Below are 8,372 nucleotides of genomic sequence, written 5' to 3'. Positions count from 1 at the left end.
GGGGCTTGGCAATCGATTGGTGATGCCGCCTCACCCCGTGCTATGGTCCCCGGCGTGGGCCGAACCAAGCGAGGCGGGAGCCAGGTGCCAAGAGCAATCCGTTCTTCAACCATCTATCTGATTGCGGCGATTTCGCTTTTTGCGGGCGCCTGCGCCGAGCTGCGCGTGGACTATCAGACTCCGCTGTTCATGGACAGCGGGGACATCACGCACGAACGCGTGGATACCTGGATCGGGCCCTGGGTCGAGTTCAGCGTGAGCGACATGCGCGCGCCCGAGCAGATCAAGTTCAGCCGCCCCGAGAATGACGCGCAGGTCTACCCCCAGGAATCGGTCTACCTGGAGGAGCGTGACTACGCCTACCCGCTTGCCAAGGCGCTGGAGATGCTGCTCAGCGATCGCGACGGCCCTTCGGATTTCTCCCCCAAGAGCGCCGATCTGTGCATTCGCCGCTACGACTACATCCGCCGCGTGATTGAGGATTCGGTGATCCAATACGAGATTCGCGCGCAGTATGGATTCCGGGCCATCACGACCGAGCCCTGCGAGGGGGAGCACGAGTTTTTCTACGCCACCTGGTCGGCTGGATATGCCGGCGGCTCGGTCGAAGAACGTGCCAAGAGCGAAGCGCTGAGTTCCTTCATCGATCAGGTGCTGCGCGAGTATCTCAAGGTCAGCCGCAAGAGCGCGTTGGAGCTCCAGCCGATCAATCTGGCCATTGCCGGCACGCGCGAGGACTGGATCCCCGAGGCCTACGACAATCAGTGGTTTTTCGATCCCGTGGCGCTGCAGAACTACCAGACGGTGCACAGCGCCATCGGTCGCATGCTCGCCCAGCAACTGGTTCCCGAACTCAATATCAACTCCCTTGCGCTGGAGGCGCCCCCTGCCCAGCCGCTGATGCCCACGCTGGTCGTTGAGCCTGTCTATCTGGGGATCGTGCCCGAGCCTGCCTACCTGGCAGTGGTCGGACTTGGCGAATGGGTTGCCGTCGCGCACATGCGGGTCCGGCTTGTCTGGCCCAACGGCGCGGTGCTGCTGGACCGCGAACTCGATGGCGGCTGCGTGCCCACTCCGGTTCTGCGCTGCACGAGTTACCGGCAGGTGGAGAGCATCGCCCGAACGCTGCGCAAGGACGTTCCCTTCCTGCTCGGATATGCGAAGCGCCAGCCCCCCGAGCCGCCGCAAACGAGCTTGCCGACTGAACAACCATTGCCTGAAGCGCCCTCGATGGAGCCGACGAAGTAGATCGCCGTGGAACTCTCTGCCAAGCAAAAGGACCGCCTCGCGCGATTCTCCCAGGTGATTCTGGGACGCTTTGCAGCGGACCCCCAGGAGCAGGCCCTGCATGCCGAGGCCGCGCGCCGCTTCGAACTCTTTTTGATGGGACGCGAACTGGCCTTTTCCCAGGGGAGCTTTCGAACCTACCTGCTCGAGTTGCACCGCGCAGGACGCCTGGACAAGGATGCCCGCGAAGCCGAGCAGCAGCGGCTTCGACTCTACTTCCATACGTTTTCCAAAGAACTCGAGCCGGATGTTCCGGAAGACGAAGCGCAGGAAGTAGCGGCCGAGGTCCCGTCGCAGCCCGAACCCGAAGCGCAACAGCCGGCGCCGCTCGAGCCCCCTCGCCGCGCGGCCACCCCCTTCGAGGACCTGCCCGGCGAAAACGATATCGTTTGCCCCAGTTGCGGCGCCGCGCAGCCCCAGAGCGATGAATGCATCTCGTGCGGAATTGTCTTTGAAAAGTGGTACGCGCGCCATCCGCATGCGCGTCCGGGAACGGCAATGCTGGGTGAGCTGGGAAGGCAGGCCCAGAGCAGCGTCGGAGCATGGCGCGCCGCGGAAAGGGCGCCGTCGGGATTCTCCCAGCTACTGATCTACGTCATCGGGCCGATCATTGTTTTGGTCCTTTTTGGCATGTTCGACCGGATGAACAGCTCCCATCGCGAGCAGATCGTTCACCTGGAAAAGGAACTGTTGTTCCTGGACTCCGAAATCAGGGAAATCGATGAACCGCCCGAGGCGAAGATTCCCTGTTTCCTGCCGGGAAATATCAACGGCAGCAACCGGCCCATGGCGCCTTTCTTCCTGAAGGTGCCGCTGCACATGGGGCTCAATCCAGACAGAAAGACAATGATCCGCGTGGGACTGGAACCGCGCGCCTACTGGCACAGCGCCTTCAAGGCCGAGACCCTCACGGCGAGCCTCTACCGGACCTGGACCGACAAGAGCGTGGGCAGTGCGGGCATGGAGCAGCGCGACGGCATCTGGAGTGCCTGGGAACTCTTCGACCGGCGGCTCGACCCGCGCGGGGACGCACGGCCGCCGTTGCTCGTGCAGAATGAAATCGAACCGGTCTGGCAATACGCGATTCCCGTCGACGACGTCGTGCGTGAGCCGGGCGACTATCACCTGAAGCTCTCGGTCGTGGGCTGGTATCCCGACCCCTTCCCTGGAATGATCACCCAGTATCGCTGGAAGAAGCGCGCGATGTATTGCGACGAGGCGGTTGTGCGCGTGAAGGACTTCGAGGAAGTCGAGTCGCTGCGCGCGGTTCTGGGAACCCAGCGCAAGGGACTCGAAGAGAATCTCTCGGTGCTGCGAAGGAACGAGAAACTCAGCCGGATTGCACGCTACGGGTTGCTACTGGCCTTGCTCGGGCTGGGCTCGATGATCTTCTACGCGGCCTTCCTCAAGAAGCGCGAAGAATAGCGTTATTCCTTGATATTCAGCTCGGCGCGCAGGCTCAGGAATGAGAGCGTTTTTTCGAGCTTCTGCACGTCCGGGATGTGGAGCGATTTCTTGTCGAGCTTCACAATCCCGCTCTTGGCAAGCCGCGCCATCACGCGTTTGACCTGATCGGTGGACAGGCTCACCCGTTCGGCCAGTTCCTTGGGGACCAGGCTGACCTTGAATCCGTCGTCCTCGGGAATCCCCTGGTCTTCGACGAGCTTGAGCAGCGCGTTGACGAGTTTCGACTCCGAGTCGCGGTAGAGCAGATTCTCGATGTGGTTGTCGGCGCGCTCGAGTCGTCCGGCAAGGGTGCGGATGATCTTGTGAGCAAGCCCCGAATTGGAAACAACGAGCCCCTCGAAGGTCTCGGGCGGGAAGATGAGCAGCTTTACCGGCGTTGCCGCCTCGGCCGTAAGGCTTCGGGGCTTGTGATTGAGAATCGCCATCTCGCCGAAGAACTCTCCGGCGCCCAGGGTCTCCAGCACGCGCTTTTCGCCGCGGATGACCTTGTAGAGCTTCACCTGCCCTTCCTGGATGATGAACATCTCGGCGCCCTGGTCGCCCTCGGCGAAGATCTTCTCGCCGGGGTTGTAGTGGCGCCCGAAACGCGAATAGATCTGGGTCTGCTTCTGGGCGTTCGATGCATCGATCACCAGCGTCTCGTCGGGAGCCACAGGCGGTCCGCCCGTGAGGGAACTGGCGGGTTCGACAAAGTGCGCGCTGGTCAATTCGGCCTCCGGGACGGCCATGGGATCTTTCATCTCGATGTGATCGCCTTCTTGCAGGAAGCGGTGGGGATGGTTTCCCAGCGCCTGGTGGGCCTGTTCTTCAACGCCCGGTTCGCGGCGCGGGTGCAGATTCGTAATCAGGACCGGCAACTCTGCGCGACCGAGTTTTTCCTCGATCGCGCGGGCCAGCGCCTTGGGTGTCATCACGTGCGCCCGGTGGGCGAGCGCTGACTCATAGTCGCCAAAGCGCAGCGGCACCAGCAGCGCACGCAGGTCTTCGTTGGCGGAAAGGCGCTGCCATAGGGCGTCGGGGATCTCATCGCCGCTCAAGTATGCGATGGCGGCGCCGGGGATCGAGAAGACAAAGAGCTCGGCGCCAGGCGCGCCGATGCGTTCGACGCCAAGGCCGCCAAGCGCCACGCGATCGCCCTGCTCGAATGCTTCAAACACAACCGTCGGAGCATCGGGCGTCGGGATCTTTGTGAAGTCGGGCCAGACTTTGTCGTTAAAAAAGTCCCTGAAGAGAACATCGAGATTCGCCTGCGAGGCATGCACCCTCACGGGGCCCTGACGCTGGCCGATCACGTTGTCGGCGAGAAAACCGATGTCCTGGTAGGACTCAAGGTGCGCGCTGGTGAGGAAGATGTGGTCGATCTTGTACTGATCGGTGACCGACAGGCCCGCGCTCGCGCTCCCTGCGTCGAACAGCACCGATTCGCCGAACCGAAGGGTCGGCGGGCGGGCGTCCTGAATCGAGCCCGAATGGCATCCCAGCACTTCAATCTGCATCTGCTTGTGCGGCGCCCTGCCCCCCTGGGACGGCACCTTCAACTCCGCGATTTGCCAACAATAACCGCCAATTCCCGCCCGAAACAAGGCGCCCGTGCTTGGCCCCGGGGCGCCGGTGGTCTAGATAAGCTCGGCGATGAGCGAGCCCTTCTTCCAGATCAGCGCCAACGACCCCGGATGCCGCGCGCGAGCCGGCACGATGCAATTCTCGCGCGGCGAGGTTCCCACCCCGTGGTTCACCCCCGTGGGGACCTATGCCACGGTCAAGGCGATGACCCCCGAGGAACTCAAGGACCTCGGCGCGGCGATGATCCTCTGCAACACCTACCACCTGTATCTGCGCCCGGGCATGGAGATCATGCGCACGGTGGGCGGGCTGCATCGCTTCATGAACTGGGATCGGCCGATTCTCACCGATTCGGGGGGCTACCAGGTCTTCAGTCTTTCGGAATTTCGAAAAATCACCGAAGAAGGCGTGACTTTTCGCTCCCATCTCGATGGCAGCAAGCACCTGCTCACCCCCGAGAGCGTGATCGAGATCCAGCGGACGCTGGGCTCGAATATCGCCATGGTACTCGACGAGTGCCCTCCCCATGATGTCGATGAGGCATACATGCAGCGCTCGATGGACCGGACGACCCGCTGGGCGGAGCGCTCGCTCCAGAATCGCCAGGAGGCCCCCGAGCGGATCTTCGGCATCATCCAGGGCGGAATCAGCCCGAAGATGCGCACTGCCCACGCCGCCCAGATCGGCGCCCTGCCCTTCGATGGGCTGGCCATCGGGGGGCTCGGGGTCGGGGAGGCCGGCGAAGCCTATTCCGATGTGCTGGCAGCGCTGGGGGAGACGCTCGATTCCGCGAGGCCCCACTACCTGATGGGACTCGGAAGGCCCCAGGACATTCTGGAGGCGGTCACCCACGGCGTGGACCTCTTTGATTGCGTGGTGCCGACCCGCAACGCCCGCAACGGCCAGTTCTTTACGCGCGAAGGGCCGCGCCACATCAAGAACGCCGAAAATGCCGCCAGCACCGCCCCACTTGAGGAAAGCTGCGCCTGCTATTCCTGCGTCAACTACTCGCGGGCCTACGTCCGCCATCTCTATCAGGCGGGAGAAATCCTGTCGTCACGGCTACTTACAACCCATAACCTTCACTTTTACCTGAACATGATGCGAGAGGTGCGCGCCGCCATTGAAGCCGGGCGTTTCCTTGAGTATAAGAGCGGCTTCCTCGAAGCCTATTTGGGAGGCCCCGAACATTGAATTACCAACTTTTTGCGGTCCTGGCACAGGCGGCCGATCCGGCCAAGCCCAGCCCCCTGTTCCAGATGATGCCGCTCATCCTGATCTTCGTGATCTTCTACTTCCTGCTGCTGCGCCCCCAGCAAAAGCGCGCCAAGGAGCATGAGGCGATGGTCGCCGCGCTCAAGCCCGGCGACGAGGTCGTCACCAATGGCGGGATCTATGGAAAGATCACCCGCGTGGGCGAGGACGCCATCACCGTGGAGATCGCCGAGAAGGTGCGCGTGCGCGTCACCCCGGCCAGCGTCAGCCGCAAGGTCGGAGACGAGCCAACAAAGTAGATCGCTGAATTCATATCGATTTCAGTTGGTTGGACATTGCAGAGGCCTGCCACTAGAGTGCCGGGCCACCGGAGCAGCAACACTTTCCCTGGAAGGCCAGCGGCTCGGGCTTTTTATTATTAAGAAAAAGGGTTTTCGGCGCCAAAGCCGGCAAACCGAGGCGGATAGCGATGCCCGCGAGAGTGCGTAACTGGGCGATTGTAGTAGTTCTTTTGGTCGTGGTTTCGGTCGGCGTGATTTTCACCCGGCCGGTGGTGCTTGGACTGGATCTCCAGGGCGGCATCCACCTGGTGCTGGAGGTCAATGACGAGGACATCCTCGAACATGAGCTCCGCACCACCGAAACTCAGATCAGCAACCGGCTCGAGGAGCAGGAAAAAGCGACCCCGACCCACGCCTCGCAGGAAGGTCGGACCCTGATCCTCCACTTTGAGGACGAGGCCAAGGCCGAAGAAGCCCGCGTCACGGTCGAGAACTACGCACTGGGTTTCAGCAAGGTCCAGCGTGACGACAGCGAGATCCGCGTTGCCCTCAGCTCCCTCTACGTCAACAACCGCAAGCAGGTCGTCCTCCAGCAGACGATGGAGACTCTGGCCCGCCGTCTCAATGAGACCGGCATCGCCGAGCCCAGCATCCACCGTCAGGGCTACGACAAGATCGTCGTGCAGCTCGCCGGTGTGACCACCTCGCTCGATCTCAAGTCGGTCATCGAAAAGACCGCCGTCCTGAAGTTCCGCCTCGTGGAGGCCTCGGCCGCCGATCAGGAGATCCTTCTCCAGTCCTATGACGGCAAGGTTCCCGACGACAAGGAAGTCTTCCCCCAGCGCGACATCGACGGCAACGTCACCGCCTGGTTCCTGGTGAACAAGCGCCCGGAAGTGGACGGCACCCTGCTTGAGGACGCTATTACGATCAATGACGACCGCGGCCTGCCGGCCGTGAGTTTTGCATTTAACGCCGAGGGCGCCGAGCAGTTCGGCAAGCTCACCGGCGAGAACATTGGCAAGCGACTGGCCATCGTGCTCGACAACACGGTCAAGAGCGCGCCCGTTGTGCAGAGCCAGATCCGCCGTCAGGGACAGATCACCGGCAACTTCACCCTCTCCGAGGCGCAGTCGCTGGCCATCGTGCTCCGCAGCGGCCCCCTGCCGGTAAAACTTCGCATCGCCGAAGAGCGTCTGGTTGGTCCTTCGCTGGGCCACGATTCGATCGAGCAGGGCCGGCTTAGCATGATCGTGGGCTCGATCCTCGTGCTCATCTTCATGGTGGTCTACTACCGCAAGGGCGGCATCTTCGCGAACGTGGCGCTGGCGCTCAACATCCTCTTTATCGTGGCCTTTCTCTGCGGCTTCGGCGCCGTTCTCACCCTGCCCGGCATTGCGGGTCTGGTGCTGACCGTCGGTATGGCGGTGGACTCCAACGTGCTCATTTTCGAGCGTATGCGAGAAGAGCTGGTCAGCGGCAAGAGCGTGCGCGCCTCCATCGATGCCGGTTACGGCAAGGCGACCACCACGATTCTCGACGCCAACGTCACGACCCTGATTACCGGCATCGTGCTCTTCCTCTTCGGCACCGGGCCGGTGAAGGGCTTCGCCGTGATTCTGACCATCGGCATTCTTTCGAGTGTGTTCACCTCGGTGATCGTCACCCGACTTTTCTATGACTACATGACGGCCAAGAGCCGGATGCAGACCCTGAGCATTTAACCGAAGAAGGAGGCCGCGACCGCCGTGTCCCAGCCCCATAAATTTTTCACACTGATTCCTGAAAACACCGAGTGGGATTTCGTCGGCAAGCGGCGGATCATGCTCATTCTCTCCCTTCTGCTGATGGCATTTGCCGGGGTCGAATACGTGCGCGAGGGCATTACCCTGGGCATCGAGTTCGCCGGCGGCGCCGACATCCAGGTGCGTTTCGACGAGTCGACCGACACCGGCGCGGTGCGCGATGCGCTCGGCGAAGGCGGAATCGAAGGCGCCTCGGTCCAGACGATCGAGGGCGCGGGCTCGCTCAACCTCGAAGAAGGCATGACCAGCGGCGAAGCCGCCGGTTCGAGCACCCAGGAGTTTCTCATCAAGGTGAAGGCCGAGGAGGGCGAGGAAATCTCCGCCACAGTGCTGCGCGTGCGCGCTGCCCTCTCAGCCAAGTTCGGCGATCCGCGCACCAGCGACAACGCCACCGGCACCTGGGAAGTGCGCCGCCAGGAATCTGCCAGCCCCTCGGCCGTTGCCGAGCTCAGCCAGAAAGGCATCTGGGCCGTCGGTTATTCGGTGTTCTTCATCTTCATCTACATCGTCTTCCGCTTCAGTCAAGTCGACTACAAGACGGCCATCGGTTACGCGACCGGCGCCATCGTCGCGCTGATCCACGACGTGCTGATCATCTTCTCGGGTGTGGTACTACTCCACAAGGAGATCACCCTGCCCGTCGTCGCCGCGATCCTCACGGTCATCGGTTACTCGATCAACGACACGATCGTGGTTTTCGACCGCATTCGTGAGAACCACGGCCGCTATCGCTCGCGCGATCTGTGGGAGACGG

General features: G+C 62.3%; 7 protein-coding genes. 6 read left to right on the top strand and 1 reads right to left on the bottom strand.

Annotated elements, in window-relative coordinates; genetic code table 11:
• Together KDH09_02335 and KDH09_02330 are read left to right on the top strand one after the other, a co-directional pair.
• On the top strand, positions 1 to 1,248 hold a 1,248-nt coding region (locus tag KDH09_02335; protein MCB0218508.1), incomplete at its 5' end, for a hypothetical protein.
• 6 nt (positions 1,249 to 1,254) lie between these two features.
• On the top strand, positions 1,255 to 2,712 hold the full coding sequence (locus tag KDH09_02330) for a hypothetical protein (GenBank protein ID MCB0218507.1): 1,458 nt from the start codon (positions 1,255 to 1,257) through the stop codon (positions 2,710 to 2,712).
• A gap of 2 nt (positions 2,713 to 2,714) precedes the next feature.
• Here the strand turns inward: KDH09_02330 and KDH09_02325 are convergent, their stop codons facing one another.
• Entirely contained in the window at positions 2,715 to 4,250 is a 1,536-nt protein-coding gene (locus KDH09_02325) for a cyclic nucleotide-binding domain-containing protein (protein MCB0218506.1), read from the bottom strand.
• A gap of 136 nt (positions 4,251 to 4,386) precedes the next feature.
• Between KDH09_02325 and tgt the strand changes: the two genes are divergently transcribed.
• From tgt to KDH09_02305, 4 genes are all read left to right on the top strand, one after another.
• A complete protein-coding gene (gene tgt, locus KDH09_02320) occupies positions 4,387 to 5,511 on the top strand; it encodes a tRNA guanosine(34) transglycosylase Tgt (protein ID MCB0218505.1) in 1,125 nt (374 codons plus the stop codon).
• A 65-nt stretch (positions 5,512 to 5,576) separates the two neighbouring features.
• Entirely contained in the window at positions 5,577 to 5,831 is a 255-nt protein-coding gene (gene yajC, locus KDH09_02315) for a preprotein translocase subunit YajC (protein MCB0218504.1), read from the top strand.
• A 170-nt stretch (positions 5,832 to 6,001) separates the two neighbouring features.
• Complete coding sequence (secD, locus tag KDH09_02310; protein MCB0218503.1) at positions 6,002 to 7,537, top strand: protein translocase subunit SecD; 1,536 nt, start codon at positions 6,002 to 6,004, stop codon at positions 7,535 to 7,537.
• A gap of 24 nt (positions 7,538 to 7,561) precedes the next feature.
• Positions 7,562 to 8,372 (top strand): protein translocase subunit SecF (locus KDH09_02305; GenBank protein ID MCB0218502.1); only part of this gene is annotated, 811 nt, incomplete at its 3' end.

This window comes from Chrysiogenia bacterium (genome assembly GCA_020434085.1).
Classification (GTDB): domain Bacteria; phylum JAGRBM01; class JAGRBM01; order JAGRBM01; family JAGRBM01; genus JAGRBM01.
The sequence above is the reverse complement of the archived record's forward strand: the minus strand, read 5'-3'. Positions and strand labels throughout refer to the sequence as shown.

Excerpts from the sequence above, each read along its gene's own strand:
- KDH09_02325 (MCB0218506.1), bottom strand. The coding sequence starts at position 4,250 with ATGCAGATTGAAGTGCTGGGATGCCATTCGGGCTCGATTCAGGACGCC.
- yajC (MCB0218504.1), top strand. The coding sequence starts at position 5,577 with ATGATGCCGCTCATCCTGATCTTCGTGATCTTCTACTTCCTGCTGCTG.
- secD (MCB0218503.1), top strand. The coding sequence starts at position 6,002 with ATGCCCGCGAGAGTGCGTAACTGGGCGATTGTAGTAGTTCTTTTGGTC.
- tgt (MCB0218505.1), top strand. The coding sequence starts at position 4,387 with ATGAGCGAGCCCTTCTTCCAGATCAGCGCCAACGACCCCGGATGCCGC.